Here is a 25,869-nt window from a genome sequence, read left to right as displayed (position 1 = left end):
GCGGGAACCTAGGCGTACTCCTCGGCGAAGACCGAGATCGTGCGATAGTCAGGGTTCTGCAGGACGCTGGAAAACAAGAAGACCTGCACCGCATCGTAGCGCGGATCGATCCCGCCATCCTTGCGATACCAGAGCAACCTCCAGTTTTCGAGCGGGTGGAGCTGGATGACCTCATCGCGCATTTCCGCCGGCAGGATGGTGTCGGCAAATGACGCGACCCCGACTCCTCGCTCAAGCATGGCGGCCATTACGTCGTAATACTGGGTGTGCCCGATCACGCGGCGTGGAGCGATCCCGTAGCGCTCGAACAGTCTCAAGATCTCGCGCTCCTGCGAACTTGCGGCAAGCGGCATGATGAACGGCAACATGTTCACGAACTCGGAAGACAGCGGCAGCCGCCGCCCCTCGGCGAATTTGCGGTGACCGTAGATGCCGCCGCGAACCAGAGCGAGCTGGCGCAAGTGCGGCTCCACGGGCCGGTCCGCGCGCTGGTGGATCAGAGCGAAGTCAAACCGCCCGTCTTCAACATCGCGGGCAAGTTCCTTGCTGGGAGGATGAGCTTCGAACGTCAGCTCGATCTGAGGATGTGCAGCAAAGAACCGATCCAGCTTGGGACGAATGTAGTTGTCGAGCAGACCCTGCCCGATCAGAACACGAAAACGGATCGCGGGCAGCTCTTCCGGATCCTTGCGTCGATGAGAGGCTAACGCCTCACCCGCCGTCTGGAACGCTTTCAGATCGTCGAGGAACGCCATGCCCTCGGGCGTGAGGGTCGGGCGTTGACCGGGACGGCGCACGAACAGCGCCACGCCCAGTTGATCCTCGAGAACTTTCATCTGGTTGCTGACCGAAGCCTGTGAAATTCCCAGACTTTCCGCGGTGCGGCGAAAGCTACGTGTCCCGCAGAGGTTGGCGAATACTTCGAGCTGACGCAGGGTAAAAGGAAAGGCTGGCATTATCGGTTCCGAATGTATTGATAACTTGAAACCTATCACCTGTCATCACTTTGCAATGCGTTGCTTTGCCAGCCCACTCCGGGTGACCTCTCCCTCATAAGAAGGGGAGGAAGCTTCATGAGGTATGACAAGGACAACCGGGCTTGCTTGCGTCACGCGCTCGCGGGGGGCGTAAGCGCCGTGGTTCTGGCTCTGGGGGCGGCCCCGGCGCTGGCTCAGGGGCAGGCCGCGGCGGCGCCTCCAGCCGATGATATCGTTGAAGGCGCCGAGGAAGGCGGACCGATCTACGTCACCGGCTCACGCATCCGCGCTGACGGCATGCAAGCTCCCGTTCCGGTCACCGTGGTGAATGCCAGCGAGTTGGAAGCTCTCTCCCCAGGGGCCCTCATCACGGCAGTCAGCCAGTTGCCGCAGTTCTATGGCAACCAGACGCCGAACAGCGGGAACTTCTTCCTGCGCAGCGGCTATGGCTCGCTCAACTTGCGCGGCCTCGGCGTCAATCGCACGCTGACCTTGCTCAACGGGCGCCGCGTCCCCTCGACCAGCGCGTTCGGCGGTGTCGACATCAATCTGTTTCCTGAGGCGATGATCGCCAGTGTCGAGACGACGACAGGCGGCGCTTCGGCCGCGTATGGCACCGACGCGGTGGCCGGCGTGGTCAATTTCATTCTCAACACCGAGTTCGAAGGTCTCGAGGTGAGCGGCCAAGTCGGCGTGACCGACCGGGGCGACGGGGATAACTACGAGGTCTCCGCCGCGTGGGGCACATCGTTCGCCGACGACCGGGGCCATTTCCTGGTCTCGGGCGAACATTACAACCAGAACGGCATTCACAACTACCGTGAGCGAGACTGGTATCAGGCCTGGGGCACGGTCGGTGCAGGCACAGCCGACAATCCCTATCGCTTCTCGCCAAACGTCATCTCCGCTACGTCGTCCTTCGACGGCGTCATCTTCGCCCCCGGGACCGCGATCAATGGCCTCGCCTTCGATCGGAACGGCAATGTCTCCCCCTTCGTGCTCGGCGACACGGCGACCGGGCAAGGGGCCATCGGCGTCCCCGGTTCACGGCAAATCGCCGGATCGGGCACCAGCGGGGACGACCTGGGGTCAGAGGTCTTCACGCTCTATCCGGATATCGAGCGCTATTCGGCCTTCGCTTTTGCCGACTTCGACGTGAGCGACGGCTTCACGGTCTTCGGGCAGTATCTGTTCGGCCAGACCAGCATCTTCAGCTACAACACCCCGCGCGGCAGCTTCCAGGGTACGCCGACGACGCTGACGATCTTCCAGGACAACGCGTTCCTGCCTGACGATCTTCGGCAAACGATGATCGACAACGACATTGCCAGCTTCGTCCTGCGCCGCACCGGCAGCATCGAGGATGTCGGCCAGATGACCCTCGACGACACGACCACCCAGCACATCGGCACGGTCGGCTTCGACTGGGACCTCGAAACCGGCGGCCTCATGGATGGCTGGCAGGTGGACGGCTTTTACCAGTACGGCCGCTCCAAGCGTGACTGGCGGCAATACGGCCTGCGCGTCGACCGCATCTTTGCTGCGGCCGACGCCGTGCGCGACAGCAACGGAAATATCGTCTGTCGCGTCTCGACCTTCTCCGGAGGGGCGGCCGCGTTTCCCGGATGCGTCCCGATCAATCTCTTCGGACGCGGAAACGCGTCGGCTGCTGCGGTCGACTATGTCGTCGGGTTCGAGCCGGGCCAGTCGGTCAGCACCCCGCTCTTCTTCCCGGACACCGGCTATTCGCTGGGCGAGACTTACGACTACACTACCTCGGACTCGAAGGTGAACCTGACCACGTTCGAACAGCAACTTGCCGAGGTTTCGGCCTCCGGCAATCTGATCGATCTTTGGGCCGGGCCCGTCGCCCTAGCGTTCGGCGGTTCGTGGCGGCAGGACAAGATCCGCCAAGTGGTCCAGGACGTCACCAATCCGGCGTCCGACCACAGCAGCTTCCACCCGGTACGCTGCAATGATCCCACGATCGGGCTGCGCGGCGTGAGCGGTCCGGATTGCGCCAATACGGTCGGTGTCCAATACTCCAAAGTCTCGAACATCAACGGCAAGTCCGATGTGTGGGAAGCCTTCGGAGAAGTCCTGATTCCGCTGCTCGATTCGAACGGCTTCACCGCCAACCTCAACGGTGCGGGCCGCTGGGCGGACTATTCGGGGTCGGGCACGATCTGGGCCTACAAGGGCGGCGCGGAAGTCGGGCTGTTCGACGAGATGCTACGCCTGCGCGGCACCTATTCCCGCGACGTGCGCGCGGCCAACCTTTCGGAGCGGTTCGACAAGACCGGCGGCGCAGCCACCGTCACCGATCCGCGTAACCTGGACGACAACGATCCGACCAACGACACCCAGCAATACAATGTCACGCGCTTTTCGGGCGGCAACCCCAACGTCGAGCCGGAGCGTGCGGACACCATCACTCTGGGCGCGGTGTTCCAGCCGGATTTCGTTCCCGGGTTCCGCGCGTCGCTCGACTGGTATGACATCAAGATCAAGGACGCGATCAGCCAGGTGGGCACGCAGTCGGTGGTCAATCGCTGCCTGATCGAAGGGGCGCAGGAATTCTGCGACCTCATCACCTTCAATTCGAGCGGCGGTCTCCAGGACGCGATCGTGGGCGACGTGTTCGTCAACGTCGCAGCAGCGCGAGTGAGCGGTATCGACCTCGAGGTCAGTTACACCACCGACTTCAAGCTGCTTGGCGGTGGAATGGAATCGCTCGACTTCCGCGGGTTCGCCAGCTGGCTCAACGAGCGGTCCGAGACCAATAGCACCGGCTTTACCACCGACTACGCCGGGCAAACCGGCGCGCGCCAATCGGACGGGGTCTATTTCCCCTACCCCGACTTCAAGGTGACGGCGGGCCTCACCTACAACAACGGGGGCTTCTCCGCGCTGCTCCAGGGCCGCTACATCGGCAGCGCAATCCAGGATGTGACGCCGAACTTCCCGCCCCTCAACCCACAGGGCCAGCCGACCGCCCCGATCGTCATCGAGGACAACACGGTCGACGACATCCTCTACCTCGACCTGAGGCTCGGCTATCAGTTCCAGGGCGGCGGTCTCGACTGGGAACTCTTCGCCAACGTCACAAACCTCACCGACGCCGATCCGCCGCTGACCCCGTCCTACACCGCGTTCTCAGCCTATTCAGTGCAGTACAACTCGGCGGTTTACGACGTCCTGGGTCGCCGCTTCACCTTCGGTGTGAAGATGAAGATGTGACGAACGCTGGATTGGCCCAAGGTTGAGGCTAGTGTCGCGCCAGAGGTGCTCCTGGCGCGCCACTAGCCGAAACGGGCGGCCCCTGGATCCGGGGCCGCCCCCATTTTCTCTGAAAGAGGGATATACTCGGAACATGACTGACACGACTGCCCGCCACGGAGTAACACGGCGTACCGCGCTAGCCGGCGCCCTGGGGACGGCCGCGCTCGTCGCCGCTGGCCCAGCGTGGGCGCAAGCGGCAGGACGCAAGCCGAACTTCCTGTTCATCATGGCCGACGACCTCGGCTACGCGGACCTCTCGGTCTATGGGCGGCAGGAATACCAGACGCCCGTGCTCGACCGGCTTGCCGCCGAAGGCATGCTGTTCACCGACGGCTACGCCAACAGCGCCGTCTGCAGCGCAACTCGCTTCGGCCTGATTACCGGCCGCTATCAGTACCGCCTGCGAGCCGGCCTCGAAGAACCGCTTGGCGGCACCGAATACGGGCTGCCGCCCGAACACCCGACCCTGCCCTCGCTACTTCGCAAGCAGGGTTATCACACGGGGCTGGTTGGCAAATGGCACCTTGGTTCTCTGCCAAAGTACGGCCCCTTGCAGAGCGGCTACGACGAGTTCTGGGGCAACCGCGGCGGCGGGGTCGACTATTTCACCCACAAGGTCGGCGGCCGGCCCGATTTGTGGGACGGCGACGTCCAGGTGGAGGAAATGGGGTACTACACCGACCTCCTCGCCGACCGGAGCATCGAATTCCTGGAAGCTCGCGCCAAGCAGGACAAGCCATGGCTGCTCAGCCTCCACTTCACCGCCGCTCACTGGCCCTGGGAAGGCAACGATGCCGAAGGCCGTGCCGAATCCGCCCGCCTCGACAGAGACGCATCCGGCGACGCGCTCGCAATCGCGCACTACGATGGCGGCACCATGAAGACTTATGCCGACATGGTGACCAGCCTCGACACTAACGTCGGACGCGTCCTGGCGAAACTGGCCGAGCTTGGCATGGACGACAACACGGTGGTCGTGTTCACCAGCGACAACGGCGGCGAGCGGTTTTCGCACAACTGGCCGTTCACCGGAATGAAGACCGAACTTCTCGAAGGCGGCACGCGCGTGCCGTTCATCGTCAGATGGCCGGGCCTCACGGCTCCTGGCAGCACCAACAGTTCACCGGTGATTTCGATGGACTTCCTGCCGACGTTCCTGGCGGCCGCCGGTGGCGCTCCCGACCCTGCCTATCCCGCCGATGGGATCGACTTCCGCCCGGCCTTGGCGGGCCAGCCACTTCCCGACCGCACACTGTTCTGGCGATACTTCAGCAAGAACCAGAAGGCCGCGCGACATGGCCGCTACAAGTACCTCTCGATCAACGACAACGAGTACCTCTTCGACGTGACCGCCGATCCGCGAGAGCGAGCCAACTTGAAGGAGCGCATGCCCGAGAAGTTCGCGGAGCTGAAATCGGCCTTCGACGAGTGGAATAAGGGCATGCTCAGCGACCCAAAGGTTTCCAGCTATGGCTGGTCTCCCAAGGAACTGGCCGATCATTATGGATGGAACGACTGAAGGTTTGCCCCTCCACCCTCCGCTTCGCGGACGTCCCTCTCCCCGAGCTTGTCTCGGGGAGGTGCGACGGAGGGGCGTTACGCCGTCGCCGGCTCCAACTGCGGCTCCACCCCAGGGCTACGCCGCTCCACGGCCCCAAGCCACAGGATCAGCACCGCAACGAGCACGGCCGGTATGGCGATCACGACCATGATCGTCTGCAGCGGCAGCATGGCCTGCAGCGCAAAGGCCCCGGCCGCTGGGAAAGCGATTCCACCGATCCGGCCCGAGCCGCCGGCCCAGCCAATCCCGCTGCTGCGCATCTCGGGCGGATAGCCCAGCGTGGCGATGGTGTTGATGCCGGTCTGGCCGCCGACCTGGCAATAGTTCCACACCACCAGTCCGATCACGAAGATGACCGTACCCACCGGCAGGAACCCGAGCGAGGCAATCGCTAAAGCATCGACGAAGAAGAACGTCGCAATCAGAATATGCGGGTTCACCCGGTCCATCCACCAGCCCATGGAAAGCGTACCCAACGCCCCGCCGACGAAGCCGATCATCATGTACTTGGCGAACTCCTGGATCGGCACGCCGCCGAGCTCCTGGAAATAGGTCGGAAGCCAATTCGCCAGCAGGGCAATGTTGCCCATCGCCAGGAAGCAGGCGCACCACAGAATCGCAGTCTTGAGCCGATATGGCGCGCTGAACATGGCCAGCGGACCCTTTTGCTCCACCGGCTTCGCCTTTTCGCCTAGGTGGAACGCCTCACCACCGATCACGCCCGCCTGCGGATCGATGCGCTGGATCGTAGCGGCAATCTGAGGGTCGGCAGGATTGCGCGCCACTCTGAAGGGCAGGGATTCGTGCACGAGCAGTAAGAGCGGAAGCCCGAGTAAGGGCAAAAGACCGCCGAGCCAGAAGCCGATCTGCCAGCCGTAGATATCGAGCATCCACGCGGTCATCGCTCCGCTGGCGACGTTCGCTCCGGAAAAGCACACCAGCGCAATTGCCATGAACGAAGCACGGCGGCGTCGAGGGGTCATCTCCGCCAGGAAGGCCAGCGAGATAGGAAGCATCGCCGAAAAGAAGATGCCTGAGATCCCGCGCAGCCAGGCCATCATGGTCGGCGTCGTCGAATAGGCCGTCCACAGCGAGAGGATGCCGAAAGACAGAAGGCAGATCGCCAGGACCGGCTTCCGTCCGATCCGGTCGGCGAGCGGCGGCATCAGGAAGGCGCCGATGGCCATTCCCACCTGCTGTGCCGTCACCACTCCGGCCATCCCCGCCGGAGTCACTCCCAGGCCGTCCGCCACCGCGGGCAGGATCTTGCCGAAGAAGTACATGTCGAAGCCGTCGATGAAGAGCACGATCGAAACCACCACCAGCGTGGTGATCTCGCGCCAGCCGATCGGTCGGTCGTCTATGAAGGCGGCGACGTCAAATCGCTCGCCAGAACCAGTTTCAGCCATGCGTCCCTCTCCGGCAGGACTTTGTCCTTTTGCGCAGAGTGGCCGCGCGAGCGGCTCAGGTCAACGCGCCTCTATCGCTGGTTGCGGGTTGTGCGGCACCAGAATCATCGTGTCGCCTTCGACCCGCCAGGAAGCGAGCCGCGAGAGCAGGTTCATGCCGATGACGTTGGTCGGCCCCAAGCCCGGTGCGATGATCGCGTCGAGTCCGCGGGCCGCCACGTTGCCGAAGCGTAGCTCGTCGATGGTCGTAAGGTCGGCCGCGACCGGGCCGTTGGCCGTCTGCATGCGCACCGGCAGTCCAGCCTCACGCGGCTCGAGGCCGGCCGCCGCAGCGGTCTCGGACGATATGGCGGTCAAGGTCGCCCCCGTATCGACGAGGAAGTTGGCCGGCTCTCCGTTGATCTCGGCGCGAAGCCAGAAATGGCCGTCGGGTGCGAGCTTGACGCGCGTCTCGGCGCCCTCGACCACTTGCTCGGGCAGGCCGATCTCGGGCATCGCCAGCTCGAAGCGTGGATCCATGCGCGAGACCTGCAGCACCACCACCAGCAGCACGCCGACCAGCCCAAACGTGCTCGCCATGCGCAAGGCCTTGCCGAGCGCGGGAGTGTATCGGACAAGCAGCGAGCCCAGTACGCCAAGCAGCATCGCGCCCACTGCGGCCATGAGCAGGCCGGAGCGGGGCACCTGATGCAGGCTATGGACGAGTTGTTCCCAGACCGGTGCTAGATCCATCGGGTCGATATAAGGCGGCCCAAATCGATTTGCGACGTGGGCCTAGGCCGAATGCGGTGGACGACCGACCGAAGGCGGCGGGTCGATGACCAACCCCTGCGGCCATTCGAGCAAGCCCCCGGCCGCCACGAAGGTCGAATTGAGAAAACGCTGCACTTCGAAGTCGGGATCGGCCGCCTCCCTGACCGCGGCATAGGGCAGTATGAATTCGCCTAGCTCCGCTTTCCAGAACGCGGCGTCCGGCTCCACGTCCTGATCGGCCAGTCCAGCGGGTGTCGGGTAGGCGTAAGCATAGAACGCCGCCTCGTCGAAGCCACCGCCACCCGGCCAGAAGCCCGCACTTATGACCTCATGGCTGTAGGCCTCACGCGTGACGCTGTCGGGCAAGTTGGGAACGCCCCCGGAGTGAGCGGGCGCGCCACGGCCCGAAAAGCGCGTCACCGCAAGATCGAAGCTCCCCCAGAACAAGTGGCTGGGCGACGACTTGCCGAGGTAGAGCGAGCGGAACAGGTTGAAGTTGCGGTCGGCGCACAGGAACGCCTCGTGGAGCCGTCGGGCCGCGTCCGCATCCCATTCGCGCGGCCGTTCGTCTTCGGCGAAGGGAATAGGGTCGGGCAGTTCGTTCGGGGCGCCGTGCAGGGGCGCCGGAAGACCAAGGTCCGCAAGCAGTGAACCGAGCTCGCGACTGACCTTGGCGATGGTCTTGCCCGCCACCGGGAGGACCGACTGGAAGCCGTTGCCGCAATCCACCTTGATCGCGCCCTCGAGGAAGTCCAGCTCGACCGCGAAGTAGCGTGCCCCCGCCGGCAGGCTGCGGGTCACGGCGCCGCTAGGCGTCAGCCGCAAGGCAACGTGCCACCCGTGGTTGATCCAGGGATGCAGCCTCACGGGGAGCTTGCCGATCAGTTGCAGCAGCAGGTGCAGTGTCTCGACCGTGCCTTTGTCGGCGGCGTAGTCGAGTTTCGGCCAAGCGCTCATGGTGCGTTCCGCGGGCGCGTGGCTTCGGCGAGAAGGAGCGAGAAGCGTCCTTCGGAATCGAGCCAGCGCTCAACCGGCGTCCAGCCCCCGGCAAGCAATAAGGTGTACTGGCTGCGCCGGTCGAACTTGTGGCTGTTTTCGGTATGGATTGTCTCGCCGCGCGCTAGTCTGAAGGGCTGGCCGGAGACTTCGAAGGTCAACTCTTCGGTCGCCTCCAGATGCATCTCGATGCGGGCGAAGGTATCATTCCAGCGGGCAACATGGCGGAGCTTGTCGAGCGGTAGGGTGCCGCCCAGTTCGCGGTTCACGCGACGGGCCAGGTTGAGGTTGAACTCCGCGGTCACACCCTTGGCGTCGTCGTAGGCCGCTTCGAGGACTTCAATGTCCTTCACCAGGTCCATCCCGATCAGCAGCAGCGCATCCCCGCCAAGGGTCGCACGCATCGACCGCAACAGATCCACTGCCGTGCGGGCCACCATGTTGCCGATGGTCGATCCTGGGAAGAAGCCGAGCTTGGGCATGGCGGCGACTTCGTCTGGCAGGGTCACGGCTCTCATGAAGTCAGCCTCGACCGGATGGATCGGCAAGCCCGGGAACTTAACCGCCAGGTCGGCCGCCGCAGAACGGAGGAAATCGCCTGATATATCGAGCGGTACGTAGGCGGCAGGATCGATGCAGCCGAGCAGGAGCGGAGTCTTGACCGAAGAACCGGAACCGAATTCGACCACCGCTCTTCCCGGCTCGATCATTCGGCGAAAGTCACTGCAGTGGTCAGTCAGGATCTCGGTCTCGGCGCGCGTCAGGTAGTATTCCGGCAAGCGCGTGATGGCTTCGAACAGCTCCGACCCGGCATCGTCGTAGAGCCACCGCGCGGGGATCGCCTTGGGGTCCTGCCCCAGCCCTTCGAGCACCTGCTCGCGAAACGCCCGGTCGACGCCGTCTTCGTCAAGCTCGACCAACGCCAGGCCCTGTCCCGTGTTCATTACAGATCCTTCGCCAGTCTCAGGCCGGTGAATTGCCAGCGTTGTTGTGGATAGAAGAAGTTGCGGTAGCTGGCGCGCGAATGGCCCCTGACGGTCGCGCAACTTGCCCCCTTCAGCACCCACTGCCCCGCCATGAACTTGCCGTTGTATTCCCCCACCGCACCCTCAGCCGGAGCGAAACGGGGATAGGGCAGATAAGCGGAACGGGTGAACTGCCAGCAATCCCCGAACAGCCCCGCGCTTCCGGTGGGCAAGGGCGGCGCGGCAGTATCGAATTGGTTGCCCCCGGAGGGGTCGTGGGACTGGCCGATGGCCTCCCACTCGAACTCGGTCGGCAATCTGGCGCCCGCCCAGGACGCAAACGCGTCTGCCTCGTAGTACGAGATGTGGCACACCGGTGCCTCGGAGGGCCGTGGCTGCCATCCGGCGTGGGTGAAGTGCTCGCCGTCTTTCCAGTAGAGCGGCGCGCCGATTTGCTCGCGCCGCACCCAGTCCCAACCGTCGGACAGCCACAGCGACGCAGCCCGATATCCCCCGTCGTCGATGAACGCCTGCCAGTCGCCATTGGTCACGAGCTTGCCCGCCAACCCGAAAGGTTCGAGCAGCACGCGGTGCGGCGGGCCCTCGTTATCGAAGGCAAAGCCCCCATCCCCTTGCCCGATCAGCGCAATGCCTCCGGGGTGTTCGTACCAATCGGGAAGCGCCTCGGCTGCGATTGTTTCGGTCAAAGGCGCCGTCCACATCGCCGGTCCGAGCGGGTTCTGGAACAGCGCGTGCTTGATGTCGGTGAGCAGCAATTCCTGGTGCTGCTGTTCGTGCGCGATGCCCAGTTCGATCAGCGACGCGTGAGCGGTGTCGCCGAGCAGCGCCTGCATCGATTCGTCCACATGAACCCGCCAGTCGAGGATCTCGCGCAAGGTCGGCCGGGACAGCATGCCTCGACGGGGGCGCAGGATGCGTTCGCCCTCTCCCTCGTAGTAGGAGTTGAACAGGAACGGCCAACGATCGTCGAACAACCGATACGAAGGCAGCCTGTCGCGAAGCAGGAAGGTCTCGAAGAACCAGGTGGTGTGCGCCAGATGCCATTTCGCCGGCGAGGCGTCGGGCATCGACTGGATCGTGGCATCGGCTTCCGAGAGCGGCTCGACCAGAGCCTCGCTCAGCCGCCGCGTGGCAGCGTAGCGTGAAATGAGATCAGGTGCGGCGGTTGTCCGCTGGCGTTGGGCTTCGGGCAAGGTAAACCTCCAGGCCTCGATCGGCCCAGAATGGCCGACCGAGCCTGGAAAGGAAAGCCCTCAACCCGCCGTCATGTTCCTGAAAAGCTTCAGGCTGCGTCCTTCTGACGCACAGTGGCCTCGAGATTGAGCATCTCGGCCAGCAGGAACGCCAGCTCCAGAGACTGGGGCCCATTGAGCCGCGGATCGCAGTGCGTGTGGTAGCGATCGGCCAACCCCTCATCGGTGATCGCCACGGCGCCACCGGTGCATTCGGTGACATCCTGGCCGGTCATCTCGATGTGAATGCCGCCGGCGTGAGTGCCTTCCGCACGGTGCACGGCGAAGAAGCCCTTCACTTCGGAGAGGATGCGGTCGAACGGCCGGGTTTTGTAGCCGCTTTCTGCCTTGATCACGTTGCCGTGCATCGGATCGCAGCTCCAAACGACCGGATGCCCTTCGCGCTTTACGGCACGGATCAGGCGCGGGAGGCCGGCTTCGACCTTGTCATGCCCGAAGCGACTGATGAGCGTGATGCGGCCCGGATCGCGCGTGGGGTTGAGCGTGTCGAGCAAGTCCAGCAGCGCGTCGGGCTCAAGGCTCGGCCCACACTTCATCCCTATCGGGTTGCCGACGCCGCGCAGGAACTCGACATGCGCGCTCCCCGGGAAGCGCGTGCGATCCCCGATCCACAGCATGTGGGCGCTGGTGTCGTACCATTGGCCGGTCAGCGAATCCTGCCGCGTCATCGCCTCCTCATAGGGGAGCAGCAGCGCTTCGTGGCTGGTGTAGAAGTTGGTCGTCTTCAGTTGCGGCACGGTTTCGGGATCGACTCCGCAGGCCTGCATGAAGTCCAGCGCTTCACTGATGCGATTGGCGACATCGGTGAAACGATCCGACCACGGGCTGCGGCCCATGAACTCGAGCGTCCACTGGTGGACCTGCCGCAGGTTCGCGTATCCGCCGCTGGCAAACGCGCGCAGCAGGTTCAGCGTAGCAGCCGACTGGCTGTAGGCGCGGATCATCCGCTGCGGATCGTTGCGGCGCGCTTCGGCCGTGAATTCGATGCCGTTGACGTTATCACCGAGGTAGCTCGGCAGCGTCACATCACCGTGCGTCTCAGTCGGAGCGCTGCGCGGCTTGGCGAACTGACCGGCCATGCGACCGACTTTCACCACCGGCAGCTTGCTGGCGAAGGTCAGCACGACCGCCATCTGCAGCAGCACGCGGAAGGTGTCGCGAATGTTGTTCGGATGGAACTCGGCAAAGCTCTCCGCGCAGTCGCCGCCCTGGAGCAGGAAACCCCGCCCCTCGGCCACTTCAGCCAGTTGCGCCTTGAGGTTACGCGCTTCCCCGGCGAAGACCAGCGGAGGGAAACTCGCCATGGTCGCTTCTGCAGAGGCAAGCGCCTCGGCGTCCTCGTAAACGGGCAAGTGTTTCGCCTCGTGCTGCTTCCAGCCCTCGGGAGTCCAGTTCTTCACTTCAAAATTCCAGCTAATCCTAGGAGGGCCGGGCAACTACGCTCCGGCGGCCTCGCATGCAAATGTTACATGTGCAATCGCCTTAGCGACCGGCGGCAGATGCTTCCTTCTCGGGCAGGACTGCAAGTCGCCAGCCACTGTAGTTACCGAAATAGCGCGCGGCCAAGGCACGCAGCTCTTCAGGGGTCACTTCAGTGTAATCGCGCATCAGCGAGCCCAGATATTGGCGACGATTGGGGTCGAATGCCGAGCCGGAGAGCTGGCTGAGCCAGAACGTGTGACCGGTCTGGATGCGGTTGAGCAATTGCAGCTTCGGTTCCTTGACCCGCGCAATCTCGTCAGCGGTCGGGCCGTTGGCGGCCAGGTCCTTGGCGATCTCGTCCGCGGCGTTGAAAAAGGCCTGAACCTGCTCGGGCGGCAATTGGGCCAACGCCAGGATGCGGCCACCGCTCGGCACGTCGAGCGGCCAGCTCGAGCCGACATAAGGAGAGTAGCTGGCGCCCGCCCGCTCGCGCATCTCATCCATCAGGCGGTTGGAGAAGAGTTCGGCGAGAACCTCCAGCTTGCGGCTTTCCGGCAATCCGGCCGATCCGCCACCTGTCGGCCAAGCGATCACAGCCGCGGCCTGGTCGGGCTCGCCACGATGGGTCAGGATCACCGGATCCTTGTTCGCGGCAGGAAAGCCCGGCGTGTTCGCGAGCATTTCCGGAGCAACGGCCTCACGCGGCGGAAGCGCACCAAAAGTTCGCGAGAGTGCCTCGACAACTTCGTCGCGCTTGAAGTCTCCGAACACGTCGACTTCGATCGGACCCTGCGCGAGCATGCGCGACCAGACTTCCTTGAAGCCCTCAGGGGTCGTGGTCTGGAGCATGGCCGCATCGGGCGTCGCGTAACGCGGGTCGCGGTCATTGAGCAGCCATTCGAGGTCGCGGTTGATCACCCCGTTCGGATTGCCGCCATAAGTTCCGTAGGAGAGCAGCATGCTGGCCTTGGCCCGCTCCACCGGCGCGGCATCCCAGCGCGGCGAGGCGAGCTTCGATGCGAACAGGTAGAGCTGGTCGGCTACGTCTTCTGCCCGGGTCAGGCCCTCGAATACGAACGACCCTTCCTCGATGCGGAAGTCGAAGCTGAACTTGCGGCCCGCGGCGAGGAGCTCAAGTTCGTTCTGGCCGAGCGACCCTTGACCTGAACCCACAAGCGCGAGCTGCCCGAGCTGGACGTAGGCACCCTCCTCCGGCTTGAAAGCCTGCAACCCACCACCAAAACGCACCCGGACCGTGGCGCGGCCCGGCTCGTTCGCCGTAGGCCACAACAAGACGCGCACGCCATTGGGGAAGGCCAGCCCTTCGACGTCGTCGATGTAGGTAGAATCGAAGACACCGAGCGGCCCGCGGACCGAAGGCGCCACTGGTTCGCCGATCGGCGGGAGGTCGGCGAACGAAATCGCTTCCGCCGATGCCCGTTCGTTTCCATTGCCGTCGACCTTGGCGAGCATGGCATTGCGCAAGCCCGCGGCATCGGCCTCGCCGGTTTCCGGCGTGAGGTACAACGAGCGCACCACCACGCCTTCGAACAAGTCGCGCGTGTGCTCATGAACCGCTTCCGGGGTGAACCGGTCGCGCATCGAGCGGAACACCTCGAGGATCGTTTCCGGTGCGGCCACGGCCTCGCGGATGTCGACCGCGTTGACGATGTCATCGGCGAGCTTCGAGCCCGCCTGAATCCGGCGCTGCTCGACCATATTGGCGAAGATAACGTCGTATTCGGACAATTCGCGATCGATCTCGGCCTGGCTCGGCGGCATGGCGATGGCATCGGCAATCACCGCGCGCACGTCGGTCAGCGCAGCCTGCCAGTCCGATGTCAGCGGCGCGACCGATACGTAAGTCGCATCCGCAGAGCGGCTGGTCTTCTCGTTCTCGACCCCGGCGTAGAGGTAGCTGCCTCCGGCTCGTGCCGCGGTCTCGAGCCGGCGGTTGACGATCGCTTCGGCAATCGAGTCAATCAGAAGGCCGCGATTGTATTCGATGTTGTCGGTCACTTGGTGCCACGGACGCATGACCGCGTAAGTCAGCGAGCGGGGCTGGCCCGGTTCCACCAACACGCGTGTCTCGCCTACCGGATTGGCCGGATCGGCCCCGGCAGGAGCAGCAGGAACGCCGAAATCGGGGTCGGGCGTGGGCTCGCCTGGTGCCTGCCAATCACCGAAGTTCTCCTCGACGAGCGCGGCCAGCCGCATGGGGTCAGCGTCGCCGACAATGACCACCACGGTCTTGTCAGGGCGGTACCAGCGTTGGTGGAACGCCTGGACGGCCTGCGACGTGGCGGCCTGCAGCGTTTCGACCTGGCCGATCGGATTGCGTTCGGACAGGCGTTGTCCGGCAAACAGAACTTCACGCGTCGCTTCGGCAATGCGCCGTTCCGGACCATTCCGCTCTCTCCGCTCCGCGAGCACGATCGGCACCTCCGCCGCGAGATTCGCCGCGCTGAGCTTCGGTTCGCGGATCATGCCGGCAAACAGGCGCACGCTCTCGTCAAGAACGGGACCTTGCGCGTTGGGAAGATCGAGCTGGTAGACTGTCTGGGTCGGGCTGGTGATGGCGTTGGTGTCATTGCCCAGGCTCGCCCCCAGCCGCTGGAAATGCGGAATAGCCTCGGCATTCTTGAGGTACTTCGATTCGCGGAACACGAGGTGCTCGATCAAGTGGGCGAAGCCCTGCTCCGAAGCGTTTTCGTGCAGCGAGCCTGCGTCGATGCGAATTCGCATCGAGACCTGACCCGGCGGGACGCCGTTCCGACGAACTGCATAGCGCACGCCGTTCGGCAGCTCGCCGAACAGCCACTCCTTGTCGACCGGGATGTCGGTTCCGCGATAGATCCACGGATCGTCCGGCTGGGCGTAACGCGGCTGAGCCGAGGCGGAGGCAACCGGTGCGACGGCAATGGGGGCTTGCTGCGCCGCAAGGGGGATCGGGGCCAGCAGCAGCAGCGCGGAAAGGGCGCGCAGCGCGCGCGAAGAGAATGTCATGGCCGGGAAATAGGCGGCGATGTGATGAAGGGACAGTGAATAGCGGTCATGATCGTCATAACGGAGGCATTCGACATTGTTCCCTTTCCTACAAGTGGGGATTTGCCCTAGGTCGAATCATCGGCCCATCGCCTGCAGTCCCGGAAACGGGAAATAGGATTTGGGGGGCCACATCATTGCGCGCAACTGTGTCACCCCGTCACCCCTCGTCTCGGATTGCGGGTCGAAGCGCGAGTTGTCGAACCTAAACAAATGCCCTCCGACGTCGGACTAGCCCGAGCTTGCGGGTGGCACCCCGACTCCCTACATCGCGGGCATGTTCATCGAGACCGAAACCACCCCCAATCCGGCCACGCTGAAGTTCTTGCCAGGCCAGCGCGTCATGCCGTCGGGGACTCGCGACTTCGCGTCACCCGAAGATGCGGAAGCCAGCCCCTTGGCACAGGCGCTGTTCGATACCGGCGAAGTGACAGGTGTGTTCTTCGGCCAAGACTTCGTTTCGGTTACCGCTGCTCCCGGGGCTGACTGGTCCGCTCTCAAGTCGCAGGTGGTCGCCGTGCTCCTCGACCATTTCGTCAGTCAGGCGCCGCTATTCGCCGGCGGGGACGCCGGGGCCATCGCGGTGCCTGCCGATGAGGACGTCATGGAAGATGATCCGGCCGATGCCGACATCATCGACCAGATCAAGGAACTGATCGAAACTCGCGTACGCCCCGCTGTCGCAAACGACGGCGGGGACATCCGCTATCGCGGCTTCCGCGACGGAGTGGTGTTCCTGACCATGCAGGGCGCTTGCTCTGGCTGTCCAAGCTCGACCGCGACTCTCAAGAACGGAATTGAAGGCCTGCTCAAGCACTACGTGCCCGAGGTCACTGAAGTCCGGGCGGCGTGATGTCGGCACCGCTCGACGACGCCGCGCTGGACAAGATCTTCGGCGAAGCCCGGAGTTTCAGCAAATTCCTCGATCGCGATGTAAGCGACGAACAGATTCATGCGATCTGGGACCTGGTGAAGATGGGGCCTACTTCGGCCAATCAGCAGCCGGTTCGGTTGATCTGGTGCAAATCGCAAGCATCGCGCGACAGGTTGTCCCTGCATTCCTCTGCGGGCAACAAGGACAAGATCCGCAGCGCTCCAGTTTGCGTGATCGTCGGAATGGACCTGGAATTTCACGAGCACCTGCCGTGGCTGTTCCCGCACACCGATGCGCGCAGCTGGTTCACGAACGATGCTGCCGCGCGCGAGACTTCGGCATTCCGAAATTCCACCCTTCAAGGGGCGTACCTCATCCTCGCGGCTCGTGCGCTCGGGCTCGATTGCGGTCCGATGTCGGGCTTCGACAATGCAGCGGTCGACGCCGATTTCTTTGCTGACCAACCGAATTGGAAGTCGAACTTCATCTGCGCGATCGGTTACGGGGACAGGGAAAGCCTGTTTCCTCGTAGCCCACGCCCGGACTTCGACACCTTCAATCGACTGCTTTGACCGGGCCGGCAGTGCTGACCCTCGCAATCGATAGCGCAACGGAAGCCTGCTCGGCAGCGCTGTTCGAAGACGGCCATTTGCTTCAAGGCACCTGCGAAACGATCGGTCGCGGGCATGTCGAACGGCTCGTGCCGATGATCGCCGCGCTGCCCGGCAAGGGGCGGGCCGATCGTCTGGTCGTGTCGCTGGGTCCGGGAAGCTTTACGGGGGTTCGCATTGGGCTGGCGACGGCGCGAGCGCTGGGACTCGCCTGGAATGCCGAGGTCCTGGGCTATCCAACGCTCGCCTTGATCGCGGCCATGGCCCAACGGCAAAAAGACGGACCCGTCACCGTCTGCACGACGGGCGGCCACGGCGAATGGTTCGTGCAGAACTTCGATGGATCGGGACTGCCGGAAGAGGCCCTGGTCTCGCTACCTCCCGACAACGCCGCTTCGTTTGCGCGCCACCAGTCGGTCGCGGGCAATCAATCCGAAAGACTCGTCGAGTTGCGCGGTGATGGCGACGCGCTGCCGATACTGCCCGATGCGCGAAGCCTGATGCTGCTCCCGACCTCGTTGTTCACCTCGACGCTTGCTCCCCTCTACGGTCGCCCGCCCGACGCAAGGCTTCCATCGAGAACCGCATGATCGACGATCTCGATCGAATAATGCACGTCATGGATGCGGCTTTCGATCCCGCATTCGGCGAAGCATGGAGCCGCGGCCAAGTCGGTGACGCGCTGGTCATGCCCAATACTCATTACTTGCTGGCAGGCGTCGACGGCTCCACTCCGCGAGAGGATCAACAGGCGGCGGGTTTTGCCCTTTCTCGCGGAGCGGCCGACGAAGAGGAATTGCTGCTCATCGCTGTCGATCCAGTCCACCAGGGCAAGGGTATCGGCTCGATCCTTATGCAGCGTTTTATGGAAGCGGCCCATGATCGTGGCGCGGTTCGGTTGTTTCTTGAAATGCGCGAAGGCAATTCGGCCGAAGCACTCTATCGAAAGTACGGCTTCGAAAATGTCGGTCGCCGCAGGCACTATTACCGACGCGGTATGGGAACACCCCTCGATGCGATTACGTTCGCGTTCCACAAAAATGACGCAATCCGCGAAGACTTCAACTAAAACGGTCAAGAATTTTCGATTCCGACCCTTGTAAACGATCTTCGGAAGGGGCAAGTGCCCCTTCGTCTCCGCATATGACGAATTTGCGGCAATAGAGACGAGTCGCGAAGAAGGATTCCCCATGGCTACAATCGAAAGCGATCTCTCCGAGACGCTTATCACTCTCACTTCTGACATCGTTGCCGCTCATGTGAGCAACAACAGCGTTTCAGTCGATGACGTCCCTTCGTTGATCCAGAACGTCTACGGTGCGCTCGCAGGCCTGGGCTCCACGCCGCAGCCTGAAGAGAAGCTGCAGCCGGCCGTTTCGGTCCGTGCATCGGTAAAGTCCGATCATCTGGTTTGCCTTGAAGACGGTAAGAAGATGAAGATGCTCAAGCGCCACCTGATGACGGATCACGGGCTCACCCCGGCCGAATATCGTGCGCGCTGGAACCTGCCGGCCGACTACCCGATGGTCGCTCCTGACTATGCGGAAAAGCGCCGTGTGCTCGCCAAGGAAATCGGCCTCGGCCGCAAGCCCGGCCAGCGTCGGGGACGGCGGAAGAAGGTCGCCGCCTAATTCGTTCCGGCGGTTGAAAAAGGGCCTCGCCGCTTCCATAGTGGCGGGGCCGACTGCCCTGACAGTCGTGGCTTAGAGGCGAACCTTGCATCAACCGATAGATTTAGAAGCGCTATGCGCAGAGAGGGGCCTCAGGATTACCGAGCAGCGGCGCGTTATCGCCCGCGTCTTGTCCGAGGCAGAGGATCATCCTGACGTCGAAGCTCTGCACGAGCGCGCATCCGCGATCGATCCCAAGATTTCCATCGCGACCGTATATCGCACCGTGCGCCTGTTCGAAGAAGCGGGCATTCTCGATCGCCACGATTTCGGCGACGGCAGGGCCCGCTATGAGGCCGCACCGGAAGCGCATCATGACCATCTGATCGATGTCGAGACTGGCAAGGTCGTCGAATTCGTCGATCCGGAGCTCGAGGCCCTTCAGAAGGTGATTGCAGAGAAGCTCGGCTACCGGCTCGTCGACCATCGCATGGAATTGTACGGCGTCCGCATCGACCGCGAGGATTGAGGCTGGCCTTCGTTCGCAGCGGCGTGAGGTGGCTGGGCGTCGCGCTCGTCTTTCTGACCATAGTCCCGCTCCACGTGCTGGTATCGCTGGTCTGGAGGCGGGACGCCGTGCCTCCTATCTTTCTGGGTCTAATGGGCCGTGTGGCAGGCCTGCGCATTCGCACCGAAGGCGTACCCTGCCGGGGTGGGCTGTTCCTTGCCAACCATATTAGCTGGCTCGACATCCTCGCCCTCGCGAAGACCAGCCAGGCTGTCTTCGTCGCCCACAGCGGGCTTGCCGGACACGGTGGGCTCAAGTGGCTGTGCGATCAGAACGATACGGTGTTCATCACCCGCGATCGTCGAGGCTCCGTGGCCAGCCAGGTCGAGCAGGTGCGCGCCGCACTTTCCGACAGGCCGCTGGTCATCTTTCCCGAAGGGACCACCGACGATGGAACCGCCCTTCTGCCATTCCGAAGCTCGCTGCTGTCGGCCGTTGAGCCCCTGGCAGGCCAGGTACCGATCCAGCCTGTCGCGCTCGACTACGCCGATGCTGCCGCGATCGCTTGGTTCGGCGACGAGCCTGGAATGACCAATGTGCGACGGATCCTGTCTCGCCGGGGGCGCATAGAGTTGACCATTCGCTTCCTTGAGCCCCTGTCGGGCGAGGCATTGGCGAACCGCAAGACCATGACGGCGGAAGCCCAGCAGGCCATCGCACAGGCCTTGCGCCTTCCACTCGCGGCGCAAATCCCTTAAGGGGCCAGCCCATGCGACAGATCCGCGCCCCAGAGACCTTCAGGGTCAAGAGCTTCGGCTGCCAGATGAACGTCTACGATGGCGAGCGCATGGCCGAACTCCTGGCAGAGAAAGGCATGCGCGCCGCGCCGGAGGGTGCGGAGGCGGACCTGGTTGTGCTCAACACCTGCCACATCCGCGAGAAGGCGGCCGAGAAGGTCTATTCGGATATCGGGCGCCTCGTGAAAGCTGGTGGCGACCGTCCGCCGATGATCGCGGTCGCCGGCTGTGTCGCGCAGGCAGAGGGCGAAGAGATCATGGCACGCGCGCCGGCCGTCGGTCTGGTGGTCGGTCCTCAGGCCTACCACCGGCTTCCGTCGATGATCGACCAGGTCGTGGGAGGCCAACGAGCCGCCGACACCGACATGCCGGCGGATGCGAAATTCGCCGCCCTTCCCGCTCGGCGCCGCGTTGGGCCGAGCGCGTTTCTGACGATCCAGGAGGGATGCGACAAATTTTGCACTTACTGCGTCGTGCCTTATACGCGAGGGGCGGAAATTTCCCGACCCTTCAGTGATTTGCTGCGCGAAGCGGAGACGTTGGTTGAGCACGGCGCGCGCGAGATCACGCTGCTTGGGCAAAACGTCAACGCCTGGTCAAATGACGAAACCGGTTTCGACAGCCTGATAAGAGAGCTCGCCAAGATCCCTGATCTACGGCGAATCCGCTACACAACAAGCCATCCTAATGACGTGACAGAGGGCCTCATCCGCGCTCATGCGGAAGTGGACAAGCTGATGCCCTACCTGCACCTGCCGGTACAAAGCGGCAGTGACCGAGTGCTCAGGGCGATGAACCGCAGCCACACCGCGGACAGCTATTTGCGCCTGCTTGATCGCTTCCGCGCGGCCCGGCCCGATCTGGCCTTAAGCGGGGACTTCATAGTCGGCTTTCCGGGAGAGAGCGACGCGGAGTTCGAGGAAACGCTCCGACTGGTCGACGCGGTCGGCTACGCGCAGGCCTTCAGCTTCAAGTATTCACCCCGCCCGGGCACTCCCGCAGCCACGATGGACGACCAGATCGCCGGCGACGTGATGGACGAGCGGCTCCAGCGCCTGCAGGCCTCCATCAACCGTGACCAGCTCGCCTTCAACGAAGCGAGTGTCGGCAAGCACTGCCAGGTCCTGGTGGAGCGCAAGGGCAAGAAGCCCGGCCAGTGGCTGGGCAAGTCTCCCTGGCTGCAATCGGTGCATTTCGAGGGCGAAGCCGCGATGGGCGACGTCGTAGAGGTCGAACTGGTCCAGGCCGGCCCGAACTCACTCGCCGCCCTCCTCCTCACATCCGGGGCCGCCGAAGCTGCCTGACGGCTATTGCGCCAGATAGCCACCATCGACCGGGTAGTAGGCCCCGGTCAGGAAACTGGCGGCGTCGCTCAGCAGGAAGTTGGTTAGCGCCGCGACTTCTTCCGAGGTTCCCAAGCGCCCCATCGGATGGAGGCCGACGAGCGCCGCTCGCGCCGCGTCGTCCATGCTGTTTTCGATCAGTGGCGTGGCAATGAACGCGGGCCCGACGGCGTTCACGCGAATGCCCTGCGTCGCATATTCGAGCGCCGCCGTCTTTGTCAGGCCAGCCACCGCGTGCTTGGCGGCGACATAACCCGCCGAACCGCGCCAGCCTACCGCCCCCAATATCGAGGCCATGTTGACGATGGCACCGCCACCGGTCTTCAGCATCGCCGGAATTTCGTAGCGAAGTCCGTAGAACACCCCGTGGAGATTGACGTCGATCACGCGGTGCCAGTCGCTCAGTTCGGTATCGCCGATCGGTGCGCTCTGGCCGCCGATCCCCGCGTTGTTGACCGCCAGGTCGAGCCGGCCGAAGGCCTGCACGGCGAAGGTAACCATCGTTTCCACAGCGCCAGCATCCGAGGTGTCGACCTTGAAGGCCTTGGCACCGCTACCCACCTCGGTAGCCACCTCCTCAGCCCCAGCCAGATTGTAGTCCGCCACGACAACTTTGGCGCCGCGTTCGGCCAGGTCACGGACGATAGCCGCGCCGATACCGGACGCTCCGCCTGTGACGATGGCAACCTTGCCGGAAAAATCTTCAGCCATGACCGATCTCCACCAATTCGATCCCACTCCAATGATCGACCGCTTGTTTTGTTCTGTTCTGTCCTCTGACCCGGGGAGCGGAGTTTGGCGTTTTTCCACCACGGCTTTTCGCAACCCCGCTTGCGGGGAGCTTGGGGCGCAGTATCTTCCGACTCAGACTGAAAGGAGCGCATGGCCCGTAAAGCTACTCGCGCCGGGGAACCCTCGGCGCTCGCCCATCCCGAAGACCGGCGCGACGCAGCGCGCCGCGCCAGGGTCGAAGTCCTGTTCGATGAGCAGGCAATGCTCGGAGCCTTGTTCGGCGAATTCGACGCCAACCTAGTCCTGATCGAAAATCGGCTCGGCGTGCTGATCGCCGCGCGCGGTAACAAGGTCGTGATCGAAGGCGCCGAGGATGACGTCGCCCGTGCCCGCGAGGTTCTCGTGGCCCTCCACGAACGCCTGTTGACGGGTGCCGAGCTGGATTCGGGTATGATCGAAGCTCTCATTGCCCGATCCAACGAACCTACGCTCGAAGGCATCATCACCGGCGACGCCAAGGGCCCGCCGATCATGATCCGGACTCGACGCAAGACGATCGTGCCTCGCACGGCGATGCAGGCCGATTACATGCGCCAGTTAGCCTCGCGAGACATCATCTTCGCGCTTGGCCCAGCCGGGACCGGCAAGACCTATCTAGCGGTCGCTCAGGCCGTCAGCCAGTTGATTACCGGTAGCGTCCAGCGTCTCATCCTCAGCCGTCCTGCGGTCGAGGCCGGGGAACGCCTCGGCTTCCTGCCGGGCGACATGAAGGAGAAGGTCGATCCCTATCTCCGCCCGCTCTACGATGCACTTTACGATTGCATGCCTCCCGAACAGGTCGATCGTCGCATCGCCAGCGGCGAGATCGAAATCGCCCCAATCGCCTTCATGCGCGGCCGCACTCTCGCCGACGCCTTCGTGATCCTGGACGAAGCCCAGAATACCACCCGTGAGCAGATGAAGATGTTTCTCACCCGCTTCGGCCAGAATAGCCGGATGGTGGTCTGCGGAGACCCGAAACAGGTCGACATTCCCGGCGGCGATGCGCAAAGCGGGCTGATCGATGCGGTCAACCGTCTGACCGGCATCGACGGGATCGGGGTCACCCGGTTCTCTGTCATCGACGTGGTCCGCCATCCCGTGGTCGGCCGGATCGTCGAGGCTTACGAGGGCAAGAGCGCCTGAGCTCTTCCGTCTGGGGTAGGAAGCAGAGCGAAGTCGATATGGCGTCAGAGCCCGTTCCCACAGTCTTGATTCTGGCTGGCCAGCGACTCGGTAAAGTCGACCCCCTCGCCGCTAAGTACGGGATCGAACACAAGTGCCTGGTCCCGCTGCTGGGCCGGCCGTTGATCGGCTACGTGCTGGACGCGGTCGATGCCGCCTTCCCCACCGCCCCGATTATCGTTTCGATCAATGACCCCCACGCGCTCGATAACGAGCCGGAGGCGCGCCGCTTCTTTGAGGCCGGTCGGCTGAAGGTGGTTGCCGCTGCGCACAACCTTCTGGAGAGCGTGTTCGCGGCCACGACCGTTGTTAAATACCCTGTACTCGTCACGACTGGCGACAACGTGCTCATGACGCCCGAGGCGCTGCGCGGCTTCCATGAGTTTGCGCTGGCTGAAGGTGCCGACTGCGCCGCCATGTTCGCGCGTAAGGAGGATATTCTGGCTGCCCACTCAGAGGGCCAGCCGCGCTTCTGGAAATTCCGTGACGGAGAGTTTTCGGGCTGCAATTCCTTCTGGATGAAGGACGCCTCGGCCAAGAAGGTGGGCGAGATATTCCGGGGTGGCGGCCAGTTCCTCAAGTTTCCGAAGCGCTTCATCTCGGCCTTCGGCCTGTCCAACCTGATCGGCTTCAGGCTCGGCCTCTTCAACGTGAAACGGATGCTCTCGCGCGTGTCCGCCCGCTTTGGGAAGAAGATCGCCGTTCAGATAGTCGATGACGGAAAACTGGCAATCGACGTCGACACCGAGTTTAGTCATCTCGTGGCCGAAAGGTTGCTGCGCGCCAAAGGCGCGCCCGACCTCGCCGCCTGATGGAGCTCGAGATCGATATCGAAGAGCCCTGGCCGGAAGGCCGGTGGGAAGTATTGGCATCTCGCGCGGCAGAGGCTGCCGCGGCGGTGGCGCCCGAACTGGCCAACAAACGCTTGTCGGCCAGTCTCCTGTTCACGTCCGATGGGGAAATCCACGAACTCAATCGCGACTGGCGACAGCGGGACAAGCCCACCAATGTCCTATCCTTCCCGATGCTTGAGCGGCAGGGTCTGCTTGAGCTCGGGCACACGGGCCCCCCGGAACTGCTCGGTGACATCGCCCTCGCCCACGAGACTTGCGCACGTGAGGCCCTGGAAAAGGGCGTGTCGCTGGAAGCTCACGCGAGCCATCTGATCGTGCACGGCCTGCTGCATCTTGCCGGATACGACCACGAGATTTCTCCCGCCGACGCCGATGCCATGGAGACGCTGGAAATAAAGGCGCTTGCGATTTGCGGTATCGCTGACCCATATGGGGACCGCGACATGGAAAAAGGAAAGCAAGAGGGCGATGCCCGATAATTCAAGACCGGGCGAATCCAGTACAGGAGACGCGGACAGTAGACGCGGGCTCTGGCACGCGATCCGGAGCTTTTTCGACGAAGGCGAAACCTCGCTGCGGGCGCAGATCGAGGAAGCGCTCGACGAGCACGAAGATGAGCAGTCCGCCGGGGACGACCGGCCTTCCAAGAGCGACATGTCGCCAGCGGAGCTCACCATGCTCCGCAACCTGTTGCACTTCAGCGAACATGACGCCGACGACGTGGCGATCCCGCGGGGTGAAATCATCGCGGTTTCGGCGGATGCCAGCTGGGACGAGCTCGTCGGCCTGTTTGCCGAGCATGGGCATTCGCGTCTTCCGGTCTACCGCGAAACGCTCGACCAGGTGATCGGCATGATGCACCTCAAGGACGTGTTTCCGTTTCTCGCGAACGGTACGCCGCCGCCTGCCGACTGGACAACGCTGATGCGCCAACCGCTCTACGTGCCGCAGGCGCGCGGAGCGCTCGACGTGTTGGCCGACATGCGTTCTCGCCGGATTCACTTGGCCATCGTGGTGGACGAATTCTCCGGCACCGACGGGATCATCACCATCGAGGACCTCGTCGAAGAGATCGTCGGCAACATTGAAGACGAACACGACGACGCTCCAATCGAGCTCGTAGTGCCGATCGGCGACGGCATGTGGGATGTCGATGCCCGGGCTGAGCTCGACGACGTGGCCCGCGCTGTAGGAGATCCGCGCATAGCCGAGGTCGACGAAGCGGTCGACACGCTCGGCGGCCTCGCGACAATTCTGGCGGAGCAGGTTCCCGAGGTCGGAGCTGTCCTGCGCCACCCTAGCGGATGGTGCATCGAAGTGACCGGCGGCGACGAAACCCACGTCACTCGGTTGCGTTTACATCAACCTGACGAAGCCGAAGCTGAAGTCGAGGAGTGAACGGAGCGCGCCAAGCTGCCCAGGCAGCCCTCTCCCACGACAGAGTTCAGGTCCGGCCTCGGCCGTCGCCGTGCGGACACCTCAAGCGAAGCGCTGCCGTTCAACTGTAGTACACCCGGACCTCGCTTTACGGGTAAGATCCGGGAGAACGGGGCGATGGGGCTGCGAAAACTTCGGCATGACAAAACGGAAAGGCGCCAGGGCCACGGGGCCGGGCTTGGGAGAGGCATGATT

Annotated in this window: 23 protein-coding genes; 14 read left to right on the top strand and 9 right to left on the bottom strand. The window is 63.5% G+C overall.

What is annotated here, in order from left to right; genetic code table 11:
• Nucleotides 1-8 precede the first annotated feature (8 nt).
• Nucleotides 9-956, bottom strand: coding sequence for a LysR family transcriptional regulator (locus tag KK137_RS02930; protein ID WP_214534548.1), 948 nt, complete (start codon nt 954-956; stop codon nt 9-11).
• 117 nt (nt 957-1,073) lie between these two features.
• On the opposite strand from KK137_RS02930, the gene KK137_RS02925 reads away from it, so the two are divergent.
• Both KK137_RS02925 and KK137_RS02920 read left to right on the top strand, forming a co-directional pair.
• Nucleotides 1,074-4,217: a TonB-dependent receptor domain-containing protein gene (locus tag KK137_RS02925; protein WP_214534547.1), complete on the top strand. Its 3,144-nt coding sequence runs from the start codon at nt 1,074-1,076 to the stop codon at nt 4,215-4,217.
• A gap of 133 nt (nt 4,218-4,350) precedes the next feature.
• The gene (locus tag KK137_RS02920; RefSeq protein WP_214534546.1) at nt 4,351-5,778 is read left to right on the top strand and encodes a sulfatase-like hydrolase/transferase; all 1,428 of its coding nucleotides are present in this window, start codon (nt 4,351-4,353) and stop codon (nt 5,776-5,778) included.
• 77 nt (nt 5,779-5,855) lie between these two features.
• On the opposite strand, the gene KK137_RS02915 is transcribed toward KK137_RS02920, so the two are convergent.
• The 7 genes from KK137_RS02915 to KK137_RS02885 all read right to left on the bottom strand — a co-directional run bounded on the left by KK137_RS02915 (nt 5,856) and on the right by KK137_RS02885 (nt 15,645).
• The gene (locus tag KK137_RS02915) at nt 5,856-7,229 is read right to left on the bottom strand and encodes an MFS transporter (RefSeq protein WP_214534545.1); all 1,374 of its coding nucleotides are present in this window, start codon (nt 7,227-7,229) and stop codon (nt 5,856-5,858) included.
• A 60-nt stretch (nt 7,230-7,289) separates the two neighbouring features.
• Nucleotides 7,290-7,961 carry a retropepsin-like aspartic protease family protein gene (locus KK137_RS02910; protein ID WP_214534544.1) on the bottom strand — a complete coding sequence of 224 codons (672 nt, stop codon included), beginning with the start codon at nt 7,959-7,961 and terminating at the stop codon, nt 7,290-7,292.
• A gap of 42 nt (nt 7,962-8,003) precedes the next feature.
• Nucleotides 8,004-8,939, bottom strand: coding sequence for a DUF5996 family protein (locus KK137_RS02905; RefSeq protein ID WP_214534543.1), 936 nt, complete (start codon nt 8,937-8,939; stop codon nt 8,004-8,006).
• Nucleotides 8,936-9,922 (bottom strand): L-histidine N(alpha)-methyltransferase, encoded by a 987-nt coding sequence (gene egtD, locus KK137_RS02900; RefSeq protein ID WP_214534542.1) that lies wholly within the window; start codon nt 9,920-9,922, stop codon nt 8,936-8,938. The genes KK137_RS02905 and egtD overlap by 4 nt, the downstream gene beginning before the upstream one ends.
• Entirely contained in the window at nt 9,922-11,157 is a 1,236-nt protein-coding gene (gene egtB, locus KK137_RS02895) for an ergothioneine biosynthesis protein EgtB (RefSeq protein WP_214534541.1), read from the bottom strand. The genes egtD and egtB overlap by 1 nt, the downstream gene beginning before the upstream one ends.
• Before the next feature lie 89 nt (nt 11,158-11,246).
• The gene (locus KK137_RS02890; protein ID WP_214534540.1) at nt 11,247-12,617 is read right to left on the bottom strand and encodes a class II 3-deoxy-7-phosphoheptulonate synthase; all 1,371 of its coding nucleotides are present in this window, start codon (nt 12,615-12,617) and stop codon (nt 11,247-11,249) included.
• 82 nt (nt 12,618-12,699) lie between these two features.
• A complete protein-coding gene (locus KK137_RS02885; RefSeq protein WP_214534539.1) occupies nt 12,700-15,645 on the bottom strand; it encodes a M16 family metallopeptidase in 2,946 nt (981 codons plus the stop codon).
• Between the two features lie 316 nt (nt 15,646-15,961).
• Between KK137_RS02885 and KK137_RS02880 the strand changes: the two genes are divergently transcribed.
• From KK137_RS02880 to miaB, 8 genes are all read left to right on the top strand, one after another.
• The gene (locus tag KK137_RS02880; RefSeq protein ID WP_214534538.1) at nt 15,962-16,537 is read left to right on the top strand and encodes a NifU family protein; all 576 of its coding nucleotides are present in this window, start codon (nt 15,962-15,964) and stop codon (nt 16,535-16,537) included.
• Nucleotides 16,537-17,130 (top strand): malonic semialdehyde reductase, encoded by a 594-nt coding sequence (locus tag KK137_RS02875; RefSeq protein ID WP_214534537.1) that lies wholly within the window; start codon nt 16,537-16,539, stop codon nt 17,128-17,130. The genes KK137_RS02880 and KK137_RS02875 overlap by 1 nt, the downstream gene beginning before the upstream one ends.
• Nucleotides 17,131-17,141: 11 nt before the next feature.
• Complete coding sequence (gene tsaB / locus KK137_RS02870) at nt 17,142-17,759, top strand: tRNA (adenosine(37)-N6)-threonylcarbamoyltransferase complex dimerization subunit type 1 TsaB (protein ID WP_214534536.1); 618 nt, start codon at nt 17,142-17,144, stop codon at nt 17,757-17,759.
• The gene (rimI, locus tag KK137_RS02865; RefSeq protein ID WP_214534535.1) at nt 17,756-18,238 is read left to right on the top strand and encodes a ribosomal protein S18-alanine N-acetyltransferase; all 483 of its coding nucleotides are present in this window, start codon (nt 17,756-17,758) and stop codon (nt 18,236-18,238) included. Before tsaB ends, rimI begins: the two co-directional genes overlap by 4 nt.
• 121 nt (nt 18,239-18,359) lie before the next feature.
• Complete coding sequence (locus KK137_RS02860) at nt 18,360-18,800, top strand: Ros/MucR family transcriptional regulator (RefSeq protein ID WP_214534534.1); 441 nt, start codon at nt 18,360-18,362, stop codon at nt 18,798-18,800.
• Nucleotides 18,801-18,885: 85 nt separating this feature from the next.
• A complete protein-coding gene (locus KK137_RS02855; protein WP_214534533.1) occupies nt 18,886-19,308 on the top strand; it encodes a Fur family transcriptional regulator in 423 nt (140 codons plus the stop codon).
• A 23-nt stretch (nt 19,309-19,331) separates the two neighbouring features.
• Nucleotides 19,332-20,045 (top strand): lysophospholipid acyltransferase family protein, encoded by a 714-nt coding sequence (locus KK137_RS02850; RefSeq protein ID WP_214534532.1) that lies wholly within the window; start codon nt 19,332-19,334, stop codon nt 20,043-20,045.
• 11 nt (nt 20,046-20,056) lie between these two features.
• Complete coding sequence (gene miaB / locus KK137_RS02845; RefSeq protein WP_214534531.1) at nt 20,057-21,388, top strand: tRNA (N6-isopentenyl adenosine(37)-C2)-methylthiotransferase MiaB; 1,332 nt, start codon at nt 20,057-20,059, stop codon at nt 21,386-21,388.
• Nucleotides 21,389-21,391: 3 nt separating this feature from the next.
• On the opposite strand, the gene KK137_RS02840 is transcribed toward miaB, so the two are convergent.
• Nucleotides 21,392-22,138 carry an SDR family NAD(P)-dependent oxidoreductase gene (locus tag KK137_RS02840; RefSeq protein WP_214534530.1) on the bottom strand — a complete coding sequence of 249 codons (747 nt, stop codon included), beginning with the start codon at nt 22,136-22,138 and terminating at the stop codon, nt 21,392-21,394.
• 171 nt (nt 22,139-22,309) lie between these two features.
• Between KK137_RS02840 and KK137_RS02835 the strand changes: the two genes are divergently transcribed.
• From KK137_RS02835 to KK137_RS02820, 4 genes are read left to right on the top strand one after another with little or no spacing between them, the layout of a single operon-like run.
• Entirely contained in the window at nt 22,310-23,344 is a 1,035-nt protein-coding gene (locus KK137_RS02835; protein ID WP_214534529.1) for a PhoH family protein, read from the top strand.
• Between the two features lie 38 nt (nt 23,345-23,382).
• Nucleotides 23,383-24,195, top strand: coding sequence for a nucleotidyltransferase family protein (locus KK137_RS02830; RefSeq protein WP_214534528.1), 813 nt, complete (start codon nt 23,383-23,385; stop codon nt 24,193-24,195).
• On the top strand, nt 24,195-24,716 hold the full coding sequence (gene ybeY, locus KK137_RS02825) for an rRNA maturation RNase YbeY (protein WP_214534527.1): 522 nt from the start codon (nt 24,195-24,197) through the stop codon (nt 24,714-24,716). Before KK137_RS02830 ends, ybeY begins: the two co-directional genes overlap by 1 nt.
• A complete protein-coding gene (locus tag KK137_RS02820) occupies nt 24,706-25,635 on the top strand; it encodes a hemolysin family protein (RefSeq protein WP_214534526.1) in 930 nt (309 codons plus the stop codon). The genes ybeY and KK137_RS02820 overlap by 11 nt, the downstream gene beginning before the upstream one ends.
• The last annotated feature ends 234 nt before the right edge of the window (nt 25,636-25,869 follow it).

The sequence above is a fragment of the Croceibacterium selenioxidans genome, from assembly GCF_018599195.1.
Lineage (GTDB): Bacteria > Pseudomonadota > Alphaproteobacteria > Sphingomonadales > Sphingomonadaceae > Croceibacterium_A > Croceibacterium_A selenioxidans.
The sequence above is the reverse complement of the archived record's forward strand: the minus strand, read 5'-3'. Positions and strand labels throughout refer to the sequence as shown.

What these genes read in the sequence shown, in the direction of transcription:
- KK137_RS02875 (WP_214534537.1), top strand. Translation starts at nt 16,537, where the DNA reads ATGTCGGCACCGCTCGACGACGCCGCGCTGGACAAGATCTTCGGCGAA.
- KK137_RS02910 (WP_214534544.1), bottom strand. Translation starts at nt 7,961, where the DNA reads ATGGATCTAGCACCGGTCTGGGAACAACTCGTCCATAGCCTGCATCAG.
- KK137_RS02930 (WP_214534548.1), bottom strand. Translation starts at nt 956, where the DNA reads ATGCCAGCCTTTCCTTTTACCCTGCGTCAGCTCGAAGTATTCGCCAAC.
- KK137_RS02925 (WP_214534547.1), top strand. Translation starts at nt 1,074, where the DNA reads ATGAGGTATGACAAGGACAACCGGGCTTGCTTGCGTCACGCGCTCGCG.
- miaB (WP_214534531.1), top strand. Translation starts at nt 20,057, where the DNA reads ATGCGACAGATCCGCGCCCCAGAGACCTTCAGGGTCAAGAGCTTCGGC.
- KK137_RS02830 (WP_214534528.1), top strand. Translation starts at nt 23,383, where the DNA reads ATGGCGTCAGAGCCCGTTCCCACAGTCTTGATTCTGGCTGGCCAGCGA.
- ybeY (WP_214534527.1), top strand. Translation starts at nt 24,195, where the DNA reads ATGGAGCTCGAGATCGATATCGAAGAGCCCTGGCCGGAAGGCCGGTGG.
- KK137_RS02920 (WP_214534546.1), top strand. Translation starts at nt 4,351, where the DNA reads ATGACTGACACGACTGCCCGCCACGGAGTAACACGGCGTACCGCGCTA.
- KK137_RS02835 (WP_214534529.1), top strand. Translation starts at nt 22,310, where the DNA reads ATGGCCCGTAAAGCTACTCGCGCCGGGGAACCCTCGGCGCTCGCCCAT.
- KK137_RS02860 (WP_214534534.1), top strand. Translation starts at nt 18,360, where the DNA reads ATGGCTACAATCGAAAGCGATCTCTCCGAGACGCTTATCACTCTCACT.
- KK137_RS02820 (WP_214534526.1), top strand. Translation starts at nt 24,706, where the DNA reads ATGCCCGATAATTCAAGACCGGGCGAATCCAGTACAGGAGACGCGGAC.
- KK137_RS02885 (WP_214534539.1), bottom strand. Translation starts at nt 15,645, where the DNA reads ATGACATTCTCTTCGCGCGCGCTGCGCGCCCTTTCCGCGCTGCTGCTG.
- KK137_RS02840 (WP_214534530.1), bottom strand. Translation starts at nt 22,138, where the DNA reads ATGGCTGAAGATTTTTCCGGCAAGGTTGCCATCGTCACAGGCGGAGCG.
- KK137_RS02880 (WP_214534538.1), top strand. Translation starts at nt 15,962, where the DNA reads ATGTTCATCGAGACCGAAACCACCCCCAATCCGGCCACGCTGAAGTTC.
- rimI (WP_214534535.1), top strand. Translation starts at nt 17,756, where the DNA reads ATGATCGACGATCTCGATCGAATAATGCACGTCATGGATGCGGCTTTC.
- KK137_RS02915 (WP_214534545.1), bottom strand. Translation starts at nt 7,229, where the DNA reads ATGGCTGAAACTGGTTCTGGCGAGCGATTTGACGTCGCCGCCTTCATA.
- egtD (WP_214534542.1), bottom strand. Translation starts at nt 9,922, where the DNA reads ATGAACACGGGACAGGGCCTGGCGTTGGTCGAGCTTGACGAAGACGGC.
- KK137_RS02905 (WP_214534543.1), bottom strand. Translation starts at nt 8,939, where the DNA reads ATGAGCGCTTGGCCGAAACTCGACTACGCCGCCGACAAAGGCACGGTC.